The organism is Thermococcus sp. (assembly GCF_027023865.1).
Classification (GTDB): domain Archaea; phylum Methanobacteriota_B; class Thermococci; order Thermococcales; family Thermococcaceae; genus Thermococcus.
The window spans coordinates 206772-221838 of sequence record NZ_JALVUC010000025.1; the positions used below are offsets into that span (position 1 = coordinate 206772).

The 15067-nt window shown below is 51.8% G+C and carries 13 protein-coding genes and 1 tRNA gene; 7 read left to right on the plus strand and 7 right to left on the minus strand.

The genetic code is table 11. The features are described from left to right. Window positions 1-5: 5 nt before the first annotated feature. The 3 genes from MV421_RS10670 to MV421_RS10680 are packed head-to-tail and all read left to right on the plus strand — an operon-like array spanning window position 6 to window position 7400. Entirely contained in the window at window positions 6-1253 is a 1248-nt protein-coding gene (locus MV421_RS10670) for an ORC1-type DNA replication protein (protein WP_297416931.1), read from the plus strand. Beyond that, window positions 1253-3460, plus strand: coding sequence for a DNA-directed DNA polymerase II small subunit (locus MV421_RS10675; protein WP_297416908.1), 2208 nt, complete (start codon window positions 1253-1255; stop codon window positions 3458-3460). Before MV421_RS10670 ends, MV421_RS10675 begins: the two co-directional genes overlap by 1 nt. Window position 3461: 1 nt before the next feature. Continuing rightward, window positions 3462-7400 (plus strand): DNA-directed DNA polymerase II large subunit, encoded by a 3939-nt coding sequence (locus MV421_RS10680; RefSeq protein WP_297518326.1) that lies wholly within the window; start codon window positions 3462-3464, stop codon window positions 7398-7400. Between the two features lie 95 nt (window positions 7401-7495). Here the strand turns inward: MV421_RS10680 and MV421_RS10685 are convergent, their stop codons facing one another. Genes MV421_RS10685 through MV421_RS10695 form a run of 3 tightly spaced genes read right to left on the minus strand, consistent with a single transcriptional unit; the run spans window position 7496 to window position 8990 of the window. Further along, on the minus strand, window positions 7496-7975 hold the full coding sequence (locus MV421_RS10685) for a hypothetical protein (RefSeq protein ID WP_297416901.1): 480 nt from the start codon (window positions 7973-7975) through the stop codon (window positions 7496-7498). Between the two features lie 10 nt (window positions 7976-7985). Beyond that, window positions 7986-8327 carry a hypothetical protein gene (locus MV421_RS10690; RefSeq protein ID WP_297503388.1) on the minus strand — a complete coding sequence of 114 codons (342 nt, stop codon included), beginning with the start codon at window positions 8325-8327 and terminating at the stop codon, window positions 7986-7988. Between the two features lie 3 nt (window positions 8328-8330). Then, a complete protein-coding gene (locus MV421_RS10695; protein ID WP_297503390.1) occupies window positions 8331-8990 on the minus strand; it encodes a hypothetical protein in 660 nt (219 codons plus the stop codon). A gap of 305 nt (window positions 8991-9295) precedes the next feature. On the opposite strand from MV421_RS10695, the gene MV421_RS10700 reads away from it, so the two are divergent. Then, a complete protein-coding gene (locus tag MV421_RS10700) occupies window positions 9296-9982 on the plus strand; it encodes a hypothetical protein (RefSeq protein ID WP_297416893.1) in 687 nt (228 codons plus the stop codon). 181 nt (window positions 9983-10163) lie between these two features. Here the strand turns inward: MV421_RS10700 and MV421_RS10705 are convergent, their stop codons facing one another. Next, the gene (locus MV421_RS10705; RefSeq protein ID WP_297416890.1) at window positions 10164-10514 is read right to left on the minus strand and encodes a hypothetical protein; all 351 of its coding nucleotides are present in this window, start codon (window positions 10512-10514) and stop codon (window positions 10164-10166) included. Window positions 10515-10680: 166 nt separating this feature from the next. On the opposite strand from MV421_RS10705, the gene MV421_RS10710 reads away from it, so the two are divergent. Continuing rightward, window positions 10681-11118: an EVE domain-containing protein gene (locus MV421_RS10710; protein ID WP_297416887.1), complete on the plus strand. Its 438-nt coding sequence runs from the start codon at window positions 10681-10683 to the stop codon at window positions 11116-11118. Window positions 11119-11291: 173 nt separating this feature from the next. On the opposite strand, the gene MV421_RS10715 is transcribed toward MV421_RS10710, so the two are convergent. Beyond that, window positions 11292-11367, minus strand: a tRNA-Gln gene (locus MV421_RS10715). Window positions 11368-11522: 155 nt separating this feature from the next. On the opposite strand from MV421_RS10715, the gene MV421_RS10720 reads away from it, so the two are divergent. Beyond that, window positions 11523-12302: an SDR family NAD(P)-dependent oxidoreductase gene (locus MV421_RS10720; protein ID WP_297518327.1), complete on the plus strand. Its 780-nt coding sequence runs from the start codon at window positions 11523-11525 to the stop codon at window positions 12300-12302. Between the two features lie 72 nt (window positions 12303-12374). Here MV421_RS10720 and tpiA read toward each other — a convergent pair whose 3' ends face one another. Beyond that, window positions 12375-13055 (minus strand): triose-phosphate isomerase, encoded by a 681-nt coding sequence (tpiA, locus tag MV421_RS10725; protein WP_297416928.1) that lies wholly within the window; start codon window positions 13053-13055, stop codon window positions 12375-12377. 22 nt (window positions 13056-13077) lie between these two features. Further along, entirely contained in the window at window positions 13078-13584 is a 507-nt protein-coding gene (gene coaD, locus MV421_RS10730; RefSeq protein WP_297416881.1) for a phosphopantetheine adenylyltransferase, read from the minus strand. A gap of 68 nt (window positions 13585-13652) precedes the next feature. Here coaD and MV421_RS10735 point away from each other — a divergent pair, with 68 nt between their 5' ends. Beyond that, window positions 13653-14975 carry a CoA-binding protein gene (locus MV421_RS10735; protein WP_297503394.1) on the plus strand — a complete coding sequence of 441 codons (1323 nt, stop codon included), beginning with the start codon at window positions 13653-13655 and terminating at the stop codon, window positions 14973-14975. The last annotated feature ends 92 nt before the right edge of the window (window positions 14976-15067 follow it).

Consider the following 15067-nt stretch of genomic DNA (forward strand, 5'->3'; position numbering starts at 1 on the left):
GGGGAATGGCCAACGACTACCTCGATTCAATCTTTGAGAAGTACCTCCATGCTAAAAAAATATTCAAGAACAAGGAGGTTCTTAGACACAGTTACACCCCAAGGGAACTTCCCCACAGGCGTGAGCAGATAGAGGAACTAGCACACATCCTTGTTCCGGTTCTCAGGGGTGAAACACCATCTAACGTCTTTGTCTATGGCAAGACTGGCACAGGTAAAACCGTCACCATCAAGTTTGTTACGGAAGAGCTGAGGAAGATATCGGACAAGTACGATATTCCCGTTGAGGTCATCTACATCAACTGTGAGATAGTTGATACCCAGTACCGCGTTCTGGCCAACATAGTGAATTACTTCAAAGTGGAGAGCGGTGTTGAGGTTCCCCTCGTGGGATGGCCGACTGATGAGGTTTATTCCCGGCTCAAGGGGGTTATAGATGCCCGTGAGCGCTTCGTTATAATCGTCCTCGACGAGATAGACAAACTCATCAAGAAGAGCGGTGACGATATCCTCTATTCCCTCACGAGGATAAACACCGAACTGCGCCTCGCCAAGGTCAGCATAATCGGAATATCCAACGACCTTAAGTTCAAGGAATACCTAGATGCACGCGTTTTATCGAGCCTTAGTGAGGAGGAGGTTGTATTCCCACCTTACGATGCCAATCAGCTCCGTGATATTCTAATGCAGCGTGCTAAGGATGCCTTCAACGAAGGTGTATTGGACGGGGGCGTCGTCCCCCTCTGTGCGGCCTTAGCGGCGAGGGAACACGGCGACGCGAGGAGGGCTTTGGATTTGCTCCGCGTCGCCGGTGAGATAGCCGAGCGCGAAGGGGCCAGCAAGGTCATGGAGAGGCACGTCTGGAAGGCCCAGGAGAAGATAGAGCAGGATACTATGGAAGAGGTCATAAAGACCCTTCCCCTTCACTCTAAAGTCCTCCTCTACGCGATAGTCCTCCTCGATGAAAACGGCGAGCTTCCGGCCAACACAGGTGACGTTTATTCGGTTTACAAATCCCTGTGTGACCACATTGATTTGGAGCCCCTCACCCAGAGGCGCGTCAGCGATTTGATCAACGAGCTTGACATGCTCGGTATCATAAACGCCAAAGTCGTGAGCAAGGGCCGCTACGGCAGAACCAAAGAGATTCGCCTGAATGTGACGCCTTACAAGGTCAAGAACATATACCGCCAGGACCCCCAGCTTCAGACCGTCCTGACCATTAGCATGTCAAACCAGAGGAGGCTGCTCTGATGGGACTTGTTGAGGATCTGCTGGGCAATAAGTATCTTATAACCCCTCCCGCTTACTACCTCCTGGCTGACCATTACATGGAAGCCTTCACGCTCGCGGAGCTTGTTAAGTTCGCCAAATCTCGGGGCACCTTTGTCATTGACTCCTCCATAGCCAGCGATTTTCTTCGTGAGAAGGGCATTTTTTCCAGTGCACCACTGGAGACTCCACCCGAAGAGATCCATGAGGAATCAGAAATATTTGGGGGCAATGAGGTTTCTCTTTCTGGGGATAATGGGTCTGAACTTACTGCTTCCGTAGAAACATCTGGTTATGATATAGTTCCTGCCGAAAGCTTGGATGAAAATCCCGATCTTGAACGCACCCCCCAGACATCCATTTCCACTGGAGAACCTCCTGAAACGGCCGTTGAATCTGTCTCTTCTATGGAATTAAAGCCTGAAAAGACCGCATTTTCAGAGGGGGAGAGTTTTGTTTCCACTGGAACTACCGATACCAAGGGGGGGTTAAATGTTCCCGCTGACCTGGGGGAGACAGTCCGGAACCCATCAAAGGCTGAATCTGATGAGATCCTTCCACTGGAAAGCGGATCTTCCCTCCGGACTTCCGCCGCGGAGTCATCGGAAGCATCAGCCAGTGAGTCCTCCGCACTTCCCGTTGATGGTTTCTCCGAGGTTCCCTCTGGGACTTCTCTCAACGGCGATTACTCTAATGGCTATTCGAATGGAAACGGCTATGCCGACTCAGAAGAGTACTACGAGGAGAACGGTGAGGTGAAGCCCAAGATAGTCTACGGCGACTACGGCGTTCCGATTGCTTACGTTGAGGAAGTACCAGAAGGCGAGAAGAGCTACTCCGTTTACCGTGACCTCATCATAACCCCCAAAGAGGGCTTCCACTACCGCGCGAAGGAGATACCCGACGACTGGGAGATGGTCTTTGATGTCAAGAACGTCAAGTTCGAGGCCCCCAAGGTGAAGAATGCGGCCAGCAAGGAGGGTGAGATAATAATTAAATCTTACACCGACTACTTCAAGAGCAGGCTGAGAAAGATGCGCAGGATCCTCCGCGAGAACCCTGAACTCGGGAGCGTCATCGACATCGGAAAGCTCGGCTACGTTGGGGGGGATGAAGAGGTTACGATAATCGGGCTGATCAACAGCAAGCGAGAGACCGCTAAGGGCTACATGTTCGAGGTCGAGGACAACACCGGACTCATCAAGGTCTTCATAAACCGCAACAACGAGGAGAGCAAGAAGTTCTTCCAGATAATGCCTGACTCTGTGATAGGCTTCCGTGGCCACTACTCTGGCAGGAACATCTTCTTCGCCAACAAGATCTTCCTCCCCGACGTTCCGAGGTACAAGCGTGAGAAGCCGCCCCTGGAGGAGAAGGTCTATGCGGTCCTGCTGAGCGACATCCACGTCGGTTCCAACAAATTCTGTGAGAGGGCATTCGAGAAGTTCTTGGAGTGGCTCAACGGTGAGGTCAATAACCGGAAAGAGGAGGAACTTGTGAGCAGGATCAAGTACATGATACTCGCAGGAGACGTTGTCGACGGCGTCGGCATCTACCCTGGCCAATACAACGAGCTTGAGATCCCTGACATCTTCGACCAGTATGAGGCCCTTTACAACCTCCTGCGGAACGTTCCCGAGCACATAACCATGTTCATCGGCCCAGGAAATCATGACGCTGCAAGGACGGCCCTTCCGCAGCCGGGCTTTTACGAGGAGTACGCTAGACCCCTCTTCAAGCTCAAGAACGCGGTGATGATAAGCAACCCCGCCGTTGTGAGGCTCCACGGGAGGGACTTTCTCATCTTCCACGGCAGGGGAATCGAGGATGTCGTCAATGTGATCCCAAACCGGAGCCATCACAGGCCGGCAGAGGCTTCCGTTGACCTTTTGAAGCTCCGCCACCTTGCCCCGACATTCGGCGAGAAGGTTCCCATCGCCCCCGATCCTGAGGATACACTGGTCATAGAGTCCGTCCCGGATCTCTTCCAGACGGGCCATGTTCACGTTATGGAGTACAAGATCTACAACGGAGTCTTCGTGATAAACGCGGGCACCTGGCAGGCCCAGACCGAGTTCCAGAAGATGGTGAACATCGTCCCGACTCCGGCGCGCGTGCCGATAATAGACGTCGAAACCGCCCGTCTTAGGGCAGTTGTAAGCTTCGACCGCTTCTGTGAGGGTGTGTGAAATGTCTGAGGAACTGTATTCTCCGGAGATGAAGGCCTACTTCGAGTCACTTCAACGCGAGATAGACCGGGCCTACGAGATAGCGAGAAAGGCCCGCGCCCAGGGCAAGGACCCCAGCTTAGAGGTAGAGGTTCCTCAAGCCACAGATATGGCCGGCCGTGTTGAGAGCCTCGTCGGGCCCAAGGGCGTTGCTCCCCGTATAAGGGAGCTTGTCAAGGAGTACGGCAAGGAGATTGCTTCTCTCAAGATAGTTGACGAAATAATAGACGGGAAGTTCGGTGACCTCGGGAGCAAGGAGCGTTATGCGGAACAGGCCGTTAGAACCGCCCTGGCGATCCTTACAGAGGGAATCGTTTCCGCCCCGCTTGAGGGGATAGCGGATGTTAAAATAAAGCGCAACACTTGGGCAGATAACAGTGAATATTTGGCCCTCTACTACGCCGGGCCGATAAGAAGCTCCGGCGGAACCGCTCAGGCATTGAGCGTCCTTGTCGGAGATTACGTCCGCAAAAAGCTCGGTCTTAACCGCTTCAAGCCTAGCGAGGAGCATATAGAAAGGATGGTTGAGGAGGTTGACCTCTATCACCGCGCGGTTACGAGACTGCAGTATCATCCGGAGGTTGATGAAGTTAGTCTTGCCATGAAGAACATCCCCATCGAGATAACCGGGGAAGAGACCGACAAGGTGGAAGTGAGTCACAGGGACGTTCCCGGCGTTGAGACGAACCACATCCGTGGCGGTGCAATCCTGGTCATGGCGGAGGGCGTCCTCCAGAAGGCGAAGAAGCTCATCAAGTACATCGATAAAATGGGCATTGACGGCTGGGACTGGATAAAGGAGTTTGTTGATGCCAAGGAGAAGGGTAAATCCGCCGAGGAGAAACCATTGACTGATTCCAAGACCAAAAAGGCCGAAAAAGACGAGGTCAAGGAGAAAGTTGAGAAGGGTTTCTACTATGAGATTTACGAGAAGTTCAGGGCCAATATTGCGCCTAATAAAAAGTATATAAAAGAGATAATCGGTGGCAGGCCCCTCTTCGCCGAACCTTCAGCCAACGGCGGCTTCCGTTTGCGTTACGGCCGTTCCCGCGTTAGCGGTTTCGCGACGTGGAGTGTCAACCCCGCAACCATGCTGATTTTAGATGAGTTCATAGCCATCGGAACGCAGATGAAGACTGAGAGACCCGGAAAAGGCTGCATCACAACGCCGGTAACCACGGTTGAAGGGCCGGTAGTTAAGCTCAAGAACGACTCTGTAATTAAGGTGGATGACTACGAGACTGCCCTGCGGGTGAAGAATGAGCTTGACGAGATTCTCTACGTTGGGGACGCGCTGGTTAACTTCGGCGACTTCGTCGAGAACAACCAGACGCTATCGCCTGCGAACTACGCTGAGGAATGGTGGATCCAGGAGCTTCTCAAAGCGATAGCCGACACCTACGAGGTCGAGCTTGAACCCTTCGCAGAGAACCCTCGCGAGGCCGTTGAGGAAGCGGCAGAATACATCGAGGCCGACCCGGAGTTCCTCTGGAAGCTCCTCCGCGACCCCCTGCGCGTCAGGCCGGATGTTGAGATGGCCATACATCTCTCAAAGGTTTTGGAGATTCCGTTTCACCCCTACTACACTCTCTACTGGAATACCCTTCAACCAGAAGAAGTTGAGGAACTCCAGAGGACTCTGGCGAACGCTCAAATCGAGTGGGACGAGTTCAGGAAGAACAAGTTCGCGAGAAAGGTTGTCCTCGACAGCGATCCCAAAATCAAGCGCTACCTTGAACTCCTGGGCCTTCCCCACAGACTCGAGCGGACCGAAAACAGGAGGAAGGCCATCGTAATCGACTACCCCTGGGCCTCGGCCCTCCTCACGCCGCTTGGCAACCTCGAATGGGAGTTCAAGGCCAAGCCTTTCCACACCGTCATCGACATAATCAACGAGAACAACCGGATAAAGCTTAGGGATAAGGGGATAAGCTGGATTGGGGCAAGAATGGGGAGGCCTGAGAAGGCCAAAGAGAGGAAAATGAAGCCTCCTGTTCAGGTTCTCTTCCCCATCGGCTTGGCTGGAGGTTCGAGTAGAGACATAAAGAAGGTCGCCGAGGCAGGAAAGGTTTCGAGCGTTGAGATAGCCTTCTTCAAGTGTCCCAACTGTGGTCACGTCGGACCGGAGCACCTCTGCCCGCGCTGTGGAACGAGGAAGGAACTCCTCTGGCACTGTCCCAGGTGTAACGTTGACTACACGGAGAGCGAGGCCAAAAATTTCGACTTCCGCTGTCCCAAATGTGGTGTTGAACTTTCTCCCTACGTCAGGAGGACGATAAAGCCCTCAGAACTTCTCAAGCAAGCGATGGAGAACGTTAAAGTCTACGGCATCGACAGGCTCAAAGGAGTCATGGGTATGACCTCCGGCTACAAAATGGCCGAGCCTCTGGAAAAGGGCCTCCTCAGAGTGAAGAACGACGTTTACGTCTTCAAAGACGGTACGATCCGCTTTGATGCCACCGATGCCCCGATAACACACTTCAAGCCGAGGGAGATAGGCACGAGCGTTGAAAAGCTCCGCGAACTTGGCTACACCCACGACTTTGAGGGCAAGCCCCTTGAGAGGGACGATCAGATACTGGAACTCAAAGTTCAGGATGTAATCCTCCCCCATGAGGCCGGCCGTTACCTCCTTAAGGTGGCGCACTTCATAGACGACCTCCTTGAGAAGTTCTATGGTCTCCCGCGTTTCTACAACGCGGAGAATATGGAAGATCTGGTCGGTCACCTCGTGATAGGCCTTGCCCCGCACACCTCTGCCGGAATCATCGGCAGGATAATAGGCTTCTCCGACGTTCTTGTAAGCTACGCGCACCCGTATTATCATGCGGCAAAGAGGAGAAACTGCGACGGAGATGAGGACAGTGTGATGTTACTTATGGATGCACTTTTAAACTTTTCTCGTTACTATTTGCCCGAAAAGCGCGGCGGCAAGATGGACGCGCCCCTGGTCGTTACCACGAGGTTGGACCCGCGCGAGGTCGATAGTGAGGTCCACAACATGGATGTCGTCCGGTACTACCCCCTCGAATTCTACGCGGCAACCTACGAGCTGAAGTCGCCGAAGTCGATAAAGTTCATCGAGCGCGTCGAGGACAGGCTCGGCAAGCCAGAGATGTACGAGGGCATAAAGTTCACCCACGATACCGACGATATCGGTCTCGGCCCGAAGATGAGCCTGTACAAGCAGCTCGGTGATATGGTGGAGAAGGTTGAACGACAGCTGACCCTTGCCGAGCGCATCCGCGCAGTGGACGAGAACCACGTTGCTGAAACCATCATTAACTCTCATCTCGTTCCTGATCTGAGGGGTAACCTCAGGAGCTTCACAAGGCAGGAGTTCCGGTGTGTGAAGTGCAACACCAAGTACAGGAGGCCTCCCCTCGGGGGAAAGTGCCCCAAGTGCGGCGGCAAAATCGTTCTGACGGTCAGCAAGGGCGCCATCGAGAAGTACCTGCCGACGGCCAAGATGCTTGTCACGAAGTACAACGTCCTCGACTACACGAGGCAGAGAATATGCATAACCGAGAAGGACATAAAGACACTCTTTGAGAACGTTCTTCCCGAGAGGCAGAGAACCCTGATGGGCTTTTCGGCCGATATCTGTGAGAAGATGGTGAAGGAGAGAACCGGCAAGTCCAACGGGAAGAACGGCTACCTCGACGAGCTGAAGGCCAACGGAAACGGAAAGAAGAACCGAGTGGAGAGAGCTAAGAAAACTCCTCCAAAAGAAGTCGGGAAGCCCAAACGCTCCGAGAAGAAGACAAAGCCCACTACTGGGCTTGAAAAGGCAGCCCTCAAAAGGTACCTTGCGGATGAAAAGGGAAAAGAGGAAGAGCGCAAGGCGAAGGACAAGAAGAAAAAGAAGGGTGTAAGCCTCGACGAGTTCTTCGGGGGATGAGTTTTTCAGAACCTTCCAGAGAGTCCTTGGGGAGGTCGCCCCCGTTTGCACTTTTATCCCTGTAATATCTCGGGCGGTAACTCTTGATTTGGGAATCAGATGGGTGGTGGTAATAAGAAAAACAACAGAACGGCGATTAAAAGTGCTACCACCACTGGTCGCGTTGTGGACTTATTTTCTTTAAACAGCTTACCCAGCGTATAGTATGAGAGGAACCATGCTGTGAGCAGGGATATTTGCTCCACGAGTATCCTGACCTGTAGAATTTGGGGGGCCATCCAATTTACAGTCCTCAACAGCAGGGATAAAATTCCCCACCCGGATAACGGCAGGAAATAGTCGAAAGCGTCCAGCGAGGGCTTCTTTTGAAATAAAACGCACATAATCCCCACAGAAATTCCCATCATAATCAATGCTCTGACGGTGTATCCGATACTTGCTGTGAGGAATACAATCAAGAATCCGTAGATACCCGCCAAGCTACCTATCATTGAGAGGGTTATTATCTGAGGCAGATAAAACGTCCACCCATAAACTGAAATTTTAAGAAGTTTCACGGGTGTTTCTGCCTTCATGCTCAGCACCTCAATTCCCTGTGATCACTTGATTTATCCAGCTGAGTGCAATTGAAAGGGCAACGATTCCCAAAAACGCTGGGAGGGATGTTTCATGGATCAGCAACAAAGTGCTTATGAAACCAAATAGCCCCGCGCTGATTACTCTAGCAAACGCCCGTTTTGAATTTCTACCTCTTTTCGGGTCTGTAAGTTCCCAGAAGTTGTGTATAAATGAACTAAAAGCCATGATACCTGCTAGGAAGATTGCCTCTTGAAATCCTGGCTCAGTAGTGTGGGTAATGTAGTATTTTGCAAAAAAATAGAAGAAGGTAGCCCCCAGGGCAGAAAGGATAATTTTGGTGGTTTTCATTCTTCACACCTCGTTAAATACTAGGACGTCGACATTGGCCCCTGATGCCAATGCGAATGCCACTATGCTAATGACGTTGCTCTTGGTAATCTGGCCGCTTAATAGGCCTTTTAGCGCTGTAAAGAGCTTTGGTTTTTCCCCATTTACGAGGGATGCCACCGGGCCACCAATAAGAACTTCTGGGCTCCCACCGACAGAGATCACTGCGTGGTGCCCCCTTCCTGCAGTGAATTTAACGGGAAGCTTTAGCTGGATCTTCCATACAAACCAACCGCTCTTCCTAAAATGATATGCTATTCCAACCTTTCCTTCGTACTTCATGCCTGATGCTTTGTTTGTGTATACTTTCATGCCATCTGGGAATGCTATCAAAGTGTCATAGCCAAAAACGGGGATTCTGTATACTGTCAGCTTGAAGTATCCTTCTGAACCATGTCTCACCTTCTGGTATACGAGCCATCTCTGGAGTTGGGGGAGGTATATTGGATACGTTGATGTGGAGATGACACCATTACCTTCGAATCTGGTGTCTATCACCGAACCTGCACCAACACCGCCCTGTGGGGCCGGCTGGTTGTGTATAGGTGCTGCCGCCGCGCTTCCTGCCGTCACTCCGATCATCAGCAGTCCCAATAGGACTGCGAACAATAACTTCAACTTCACGAGGTTCACCTCTTTGAGGTTTTTGCATTATGCTCTAATCAACTTATCCTTATAAATTTTTCCTTTTACTTAGCGTAAAAATTCTTCCTTTTTTTTCGAGTATGAATTTATCCTAACTTAAATTTTCCACTTGGAATGAGTCAAAAGAAGCTCAAGTAAAAGAGTTGCATGATCATGTAATACTTCCTAAAAATCTCCTGTACTACTGATAAAGGGTGGGATAAAGAGGTTTGGAGATGTCTTGGGCCTTATTTTCCCTCCGATAAAGGGTTAGGTATTTATAGTCCTTTGTGTTATTACCTTTGATGTCCAGCCAGTTCAAATTAGTGCCTACCATCGCCTACCTGCGCGTTCAAAAGCAGGCCTTCATCGGCTACTCCATGCCCCTTGCTGGCTGGATAGGGGAATACATGGTGAACTACGGAAAACTCCCCAGACCGAACTTTCTCTCCAGGACCTTCGGCAAGCTGGGCTTTTCCTTAGCTGGAGAGGAGCGTGACGACCGCTATATAACCCAGTTCTTCACGAGGGGCGGGGTTTCGATAAGCGCGAGCTGGGATGTTGAGCGGGAGAGCCTCTTCCTCCAGATGATCCCACTCCGCTCAAAGCTCTCCCGAGGTCTTACGATAAGGGCAGAGAACATAGAGTTCTACGGCCAGTACGTTGTCTCGATTGAACCGACGAATAAGCTCCCACCGGGGGTCAGGGGCATAGGAATAAACGCCCTGGTTCTTGAGGATTTCTATCCGGTCGAGACGCCCTACTGGGGCATGCTCCATGAGGATTGGGAGACAGAGCTTAACCTGGTTGTCATGAAGGATGAGATCTACGACAAGTTGAAGCGCGAGGAGTATCGCTGTCCGGTCTGCTTCTCCCCGCTGAGTGAGGAAAACGGTGTTCTGAAGTGTCCCAACTGCGGCTTCACCTACGCCCCGGAGACGGACTTCGAGAGGGTCATGGAGACGTTTACTGTTGAGGAGTTCAGCTTTTGATACTCGCCTTTACAGGGTTCTGGTATCCGTTTTTGAGTATCTGACTCCTCTCCGCCGTGAAGGGCGAGGCTTTCAGAAGAAAAATGTAAGTTGATTCGTCGGTATATGGCACCCCCCATCTCCGAAACACTGTAAAACGTGAGGGTATCTGCCTGGAAGTGAGTTTTCCGGTAGCCGCCCCTTAAAAGCAGATTCTCGGCGACATATGAGAATTTTGCCTGACCATAGGTTCATCGAACTCTCGCTCTGGCTTTAAGAACAGCCTGAATGGGAAGTAATAAGTCTTTCCTGATCTGAATGTTATCGAAGGCCACGGAGGGAGCTTCTCGGCGTTCCTGTATGCAGCTTTTCCCACAACCTTATACAGATTCCTCACCCGGGCCCCGTACAGAAATGAGATGTGATCCCCAACGTCTATATCAAAAAACGTCCAGAGGCCGTTTATACTGCTTGTAAACCCCGCAAGGTTGTGTTTCATACAGAGTTCCAGGTTCTCCCTGTTTGAAAGGGATACCAAAAAGTAATCCGGCACTTCTAATCGCCTCCAAACCCGTTCTTGACTATTCCATTAAACTCCATGTTCTACCATCGATCGCATCCCCTAATCTTATATTCGCCTTAATAAGGTGTTCGACAAATGTAGTTAGATATATTCAACTCATCCTCCTCTAATGCTTAATAAAAATCGGTGAAAGCCCATGACCTACTGGCTCTGCATCACCACCCGGGAGAACTGGAAAGTAATTAAGGAGAGAAACGTCTGGGGAGTCGCGAAGAGACATAAAAACACCATTGCTAAGGTTAAACCGGGCGACAGGCTCGTTTTTTACGTCAAGCAGGAGCGGAAGGACAAAGAAATTTTAGAACCAAAGATCGTGGGCATCTTTGAGGTTGTGAGTGAGCATTACACAGACTCAAGCAGAATCTTCAAGAGTCCACCTCACATTAACGAGACTTACCCGCTCAGGGTTAAGATCAAGCCCATAAAGCTCGGCGAGCTTGAGTTCAAGCCGCTCATTCCAGAGCTGAAGTTCGTCACGAACAAGAAGAAGTGGAGCGGGCATTTAATGGGCAAGGCGATGAGAGAAATCCCAGAAGAGGATTACAGCTTCACCAAAAGGATCCCTTTCTGCTGAACTGACAGAGAATCAAGCGTGCACTCTAAACTTGCCTACAAAAACGGGTTTAACGGGCCAATTTAAAAGTTCTCAAGTTCAAAACGGCAATTAAACGAAAACCCGCTCAAAAGTTTAGCCTGTCAAAAAGGAGCTACAAACCTTGATGAAACTTTGTGAAGGCAAAGTTTCTATGGTAGCCCGGCGGGGATTCGAACCCCGGTCCCCGGATCCAAAGTCCGGGATGATTGTCCGCTACACCACCGGGCTGTCCATTCAGTTGAACTTCTTCAGGGCTTATAAACCTTAAGCCGATCCGGCCCCCTCCCGATGATAACTCTGGAAGAGTGGTAATAGGAAAAATTTAAAATCTGTGGCTCGTAATTAAATATACCTTTTTGGCTGTTCAATGAACACTTGGGGGCATGAAAATGGGAAGGGTCGAAGGGAAGGCCGCCATTGTCACCGGTGCCACCTCCGGAATCGGAAGGGCCATAGCAGAGCTTTTAGCGAAGGAGGGTGCGAAGGTTGCCGTTACCGGAAGGAACGTTGAGAGAGGCATGGAAGTCGTTGAGAGCATTAGAAAGGCCGGCGGAACCGCTAAGTTTTGGAAGCTCGACGTCAGTAGCGAGGAAGAAGTTGAGAGAGTCTTCGCCGAGATAGCGCGCGAGTTCGGGAAGATCGACATCCTGGTGAACAACGCGGGTGTTACGGGCGTTGACAAGCCCACCCACGAGCTTACCGAGGAGGAGTGGGATCAGGTGATGAACGTCAACGTCAAGGGCGTCTTCTTCTGCACGAAGCACGTCATTCCCTACATGAAGAAGACCGGCGGCGGGAGCATCGTCAACATCTCATCCATCTATGGCATCGTTGGCTCTCCGGGCATTCCGCCCTACCACGCCTCCAAGGGGGCCATACGGCTGATGACGAAGACCGACGCCCTCATCTACGCGAAGGACAACATCAGGGTTAACTCGGTGTATCCGGGTAGCATCTGGACGCCTATGCTCAAGAAGGCCTGCAGGAAAATGGGAATCTTAGATGAGGAGGGGTGCAGGAAGGCCTTCGCCAGGATGAATCCAGTTGGGTGGGTTGGCGAGCCTATAGACGTTGCCTACGCCGTTCTCTACCTTGCATCCGACGAGTCAATGTTCGTGACGGGGACGGAACTCGTCGTCGACGGTGGCTACACCGCCATGTGAGTTTTTTTCCATCCGTTCTCTTTTGTCTAGGGATTTAGTCAGAACAGCCAGAAAGGGGAGAAGGTAGAAACCTCAGATTATCAATGAGACCAGGTTCCTTATCGCCTTCTCAGGATCCTTCGCCTTCGTGACGCCACTCGCAAGGAGGACGCCGACGCTCCCCAGCTCAAGGGCCTTCTTGACGTCCTCCCCTGTGGAGATGCCCGCCCCTGTGAGGACTTTAACGTCGGGGTTGACCTTCCTGACGAGTGCCACCGTGTCGGTTATCACTTCGGGCTTGGCTTTACTGACGGGTATCCCTGTTCCGATGAGTTCTGGAGGCTCAACCGCTACGTAGTCTGGACCGAGGGCGGCAACGGCGGCTGAAACGGCAGGGTTGTTGGAACAGACCATCGTCATCAGTCCGACTTCTTCGGCCCTTCTGATGCTCGCCTCGAGGTCCGCTAAAACCATCCTGTTTTCCGAGTGGTTGAGGAGCGTTCCTACGGCACCGGCCTCCTTTACCGCCTCGGGCAGAACGTGACCCGTGTGACTTCCGGGCTTTATTGGGTCGATGTGCTGGGCAAATACGGGAATCTCAACGCTCTCGGCTATCATCCTGAGGTCGGCCAGCTGTGGGGCGACGACCATGGTTACCCCCGTCTCTTTCCAGACTTTTTCCGCGGCCTTGGCTATCTCCAATGCCCTCTTCCCGGTTGCCTCAATGTAGGTCTTGAAGTTTATCGCTATAATCGGCTCATTAAGCTTCTCCATGGGTATCACCGGAAGTGTTATTTTATTTCCCCTTAAACGTCTTTCGGGAGTTTCGTTTCCACTGGAGGGGTCTCCCGAAGGGGTCTATCAATCCGGCCCGTATGAGGGAGGAACTTATCTTCGGCCCGAGGGAGCTTTTGATTAGTCCAATCACAACAATGTCAAGCGGTTTAAGCCCGTTCTCCTCCCTGGCGCGGTTGACGACCAGCGCTCCTTTGTAGGTCTCCTCGCTGACGACTATTGCTTCCAGGCTTTTCATCCTGTCAGCAAAGCCTATCGCCGTGTGAATCTTGATAACGCGGTAGTTGGAGTAGCCGTTGACCTCGAAGAACTTGAGCAGATCCCGCAGGCGAAGCTCGTATGGGAGTATCTTTTCGGCGTAGGGCTTCTCTTTTATCATCTCGTCCGAGGTTAACCCGACGTAGATGTATTCACCGACTTCGAAGGCTTTTCTGAGGAGTGCTTTATGGCCTAAGTGGAGCCTGTCGAAGGTTCCGCCGACGACGACCTTGAGGTACTTTTTCCTCATGTTCCCCCGTTGGAATGTCCAACCAATAAGCTTTTTTGTTCATCTGCCAATCCGCTCTGGGTGGTGGAATGAGTCTCGATGCGTTTTTCTATCCAGAGGGCGTTGCTGTCTTCGGATCATTCAAGGAGGGCGCGATAGCGAGGGAAATCCTCAGGAACATCGTGGAGGGTGGTTTTGAGGGAAAGGTCATCCCGGTAAATCCAAAGGGCGGGATGGTTGAGGTCGCAGGAAAAACCTTTGAAATCAGGAGACGGCTTGATGAACCTACTGATACAGCCATCATTGCGGTTCCGGCCAAAATCGTTCCCGCTCTGATCGATGAAATCGGCCCGCTCATTAAGGGTGCCGTCGTTATAAGCGCGGGCTTCTCTGAGGTTGGGAACGATGAACTCGAGCGTGAGCTGGTTGAGAAGGCTAAAAAGCACGGTGTTCGCTTGATAGGTCCCAACTGCGCCGGTATCTTCGGGGTTTACGGTAAGTTCTTTGGCTCCTTTGAGATTCGCGTAAAGCTCGGAGGTCTTGCCTTAATCAGTCAGAGCGGGGCCTTCGGCGGTGCGGCCCTAGCCATGGGGAACGACGAGGGGATAGGCTTCTCGGCCTTCGTTTCCTACGGGAACGCCGCTGACCTGAACGAGAGCGACTTTTTGGAATACTTCGCTGACGATGAGAACACGAAAGCGATAGCCCTTTACATCGAGGGTGTTAAGGACGGAAGGAGGTTTCTCAAAGCACTTCGCTATGCCTCAAGCAAAAAGCCCGTCATAATCCTCAAGGCCGGAAAGAGCGTGAGCGGTGCTAAGGCGGCCGCCTCCCACACGGGTTCTCTCGCCGGAAGCTACGAGATTTATAGAGCTGCCTTCAAGCAGGCCGGTGCCATTGAGGTTGAGGAGATGGAGGAACTCTTTGATGCCGCTAAGGCCTTTGAGACCTACTCAAAGGCAGGGAAGCGGGTTGCGGTAATCACGAATTCCGGCGGGCCGGGTGTTCTGGCGACTGACAAGCTGGAAAGGCTTGGCCTTAAGATTGCGAAGCTGAGCGAAGAAACGGTCAGAGAACTCCTCTCTTTCCTCCCGCCCCAGTGTTCCGTGAAGAACCCCATTGACCTCATAGCCGATGCAGACTACGGGCGCTATAAGAGAACGATTGAGACCGTTTGTAAAGACGGGAACGTTGATTCTCTTCTCATCATCTGCGTTCCTCCGATATTCATCCCGAGCGAGGAGATAGCGAGGGCTGTAATCGAGGCTTCCTGCAATAAACCGCTCATCGTCAACTTCATGGCTGGGGAGCTGGTTGGGAGAGGTGTTGAGGTCCTGGAAGAGGCCGGGATTAAGAACTTCCCCACCCCTGAGAGGGTCGCGAAAGCCCTGTTCTGGCTCTCAGAGCGGTGAACTTTCTCTTTAATTTCACAACTGACGCGTTTTTATCGGAATGTAAAAAACCGTTCTCGTCTAAAATTTCAGTTTTAGTTGTCGGTGTTAAT

Bases quoted from the DNA above. Each gene is read 5' to 3' on its own strand.
- MV421_RS10670 (WP_297416931.1), top strand. From the start codon at position 6: ATGGCCAACGACTACCTCGATTCAATCTTTGAGAAGTACCTCCATGCT.
- MV421_RS10675 (WP_297416908.1), top strand. From the start codon at position 1,253: ATGGGACTTGTTGAGGATCTGCTGGGCAATAAGTATCTTATAACCCCT.
- MV421_RS10680 (WP_297518326.1), top strand. From the start codon at position 3,462: ATGTCTGAGGAACTGTATTCTCCGGAGATGAAGGCCTACTTCGAGTCA.
- MV421_RS10685 (WP_297416901.1), bottom strand. From the start codon at position 7,975: ATGAAGGCAGAAACACCCGTGAAACTTCTTAAAATTTCAGTTTATGGG.
- MV421_RS10690 (WP_297503388.1), bottom strand. From the start codon at position 8,327: ATGAAAACCACCAAAATTATCCTTTCTGCCCTGGGGGCTACCTTCTTC.
- MV421_RS10700 (WP_297416893.1), top strand. From the start codon at position 9,296: ATGTCCAGCCAGTTCAAATTAGTGCCTACCATCGCCTACCTGCGCGTT.
- MV421_RS10710 (WP_297416887.1), top strand. From the start codon at position 10,681: ATGACCTACTGGCTCTGCATCACCACCCGGGAGAACTGGAAAGTAATT.
- MV421_RS10720 (WP_297518327.1), top strand. From the start codon at position 11,523: ATGAAAATGGGAAGGGTCGAAGGGAAGGCCGCCATTGTCACCGGTGCC.
- tpiA (WP_297416928.1), bottom strand. From the start codon at position 13,055: ATGGAGAAGCTTAATGAGCCGATTATAGCGATAAACTTCAAGACCTAC.
- coaD (WP_297416881.1), bottom strand. From the start codon at position 13,584: ATGAGGAAAAAGTACCTCAAGGTCGTCGTCGGCGGAACCTTCGACAGG.
- MV421_RS10735 (WP_297503394.1), top strand. From the start codon at position 13,653: ATGAGTCTCGATGCGTTTTTCTATCCAGAGGGCGTTGCTGTCTTCGGA.